A 1,465-nucleotide genomic window follows, 5' to 3' on the forward strand; every position below is an offset into this window, starting at 1 on the left:
ATATAACGTCTGAGATATTTCCCTTTGCGGTAATTCCCAAGAGCACGTCGATATTTGCCAAACCTAAATCCGCATCGAGCAATGTCACTCTGCGACCTAGATCCGCTAAGGCTAAAGAAAGGTTGATCGATACATTACTTTTACCGACCCCACCCTTACCGCCAGTGACCGCTATAACTTGAACAGGGCTAGAATTCGCCATGCTGATGAATATCCTTTTGTTTTACTTCTTCTTCGCTTCGAGACAAGACAAACCTTAAAAGCGACTACCAACAACCAAAATAGGTGATTGGTGAAATTTGTCTAGTTGACGCCAGTGATATTAAGCAAAATTGCTAACTGATTCGTCTACATGCTGCTGCGCATTCGCGTGGCTCGGAATTGTCACCCATCGCTCGGAACTATTCAATAATTCCTCCGCTTTATTGAGCAGACTTTGACGCTCCGCCAAATGAATATCTTCTGGCACTCTCTGGCCATCTGTTACATACGCGCAGGAAAGTTTACTCGCTATAAGGTAACTTAATGCTTCCCCAAAGCTTACAGCTTCGTCAAGTTTGGTAATAATTGTTCCCGCTAGCCCGACCATCTTGTAATGCTTATAGTTAGCCTTCATCACAGCATACTGACCCGTTGCCGGCATCACTAAGTAGTTTTGAATGCGATGCGCAGACATTTTCAATTCTTTAAGCTGCTCATTCCACGAACGATCAGACTGCATCAAACCAGCCGTATCCACCAATACAAGCTTGCGATCAGAGCACTTGTCTAGAATCGCATCTAAGCAATTATCCTCGTCAACAACATGCACTGGAACATTCAGAATTCTTCCAAACACTTTTAGCTGCTCGTGTGCGGCGATTCGGTAACGATCTGTTGTCACCAAAGCAATACCATCTGCCCCATGACGCATAACATAACGCGCAGCCAACTTACCAATCGTCATTGTTTTGCCACTTCCGGTCGGGCCAACAAGTGAAATCACGCCACCCATGTCGATGATTTCGCTATATTCTGTCTGAATCGCACCATGAATTTGTTTACGCACCTTTGCCCAAGCAGTATCAGAATCGCCTTCACTTGCAACGCTATCTAGCAATTGCTTTCGAATAGGCTGCTGAATCGCTAGACGCTCTAAGCGCTCATCTACGATCGATTGGCTTGGCGTCACAACAGCTTGAGGCATTGGTTCAATAGATTGTTGCGAAGTCGACTGTTTCGCCTGAGCAGAAATCATTTCGCGTAGTTCACGAAGCTCTTCCTGCATCACGTAAATCGCATCATCTTGCTTGCTCGAACGCTCATCATGATTGACTGCAGGAGTCGCCTGAATCTTATTCGTTTGACCAAACTGCTCTGTTTTAATGACGTTCTGTTCTTGCTTCACGCTCTCGATGCGGCGACGACTTCTATCCATTTCCGCCTGCAATTCGAGACTGCGCTCAGCGCGTTGTTTTGCGAGCTC

The 1,465-nt window shown here is 45.9% G+C and carries 2 protein-coding genes; both read right to left on the reverse strand.

Translation table 11 applies throughout. The annotated features are described in order from the left end of the window. A partial coding sequence (locus tag A3738_RS05245; RefSeq protein ID WP_156503982.1) for a P-loop NTPase occupies window positions 1–202 on the reverse strand: 202 nt, incomplete at its 3' end. A 120-nt stretch (window positions 203–322) separates the two neighbouring features. Continuing rightward, window positions 323–1,465: flagellar biosynthesis protein FlhF (gene flhF / locus A3738_RS05250; protein ID WP_068763421.1), on the reverse strand; the 1,143-nt coding region annotated here is incomplete at its 5' end.

This window comes from Oleiphilus sp. HI0066, from assembly GCF_001635725.1.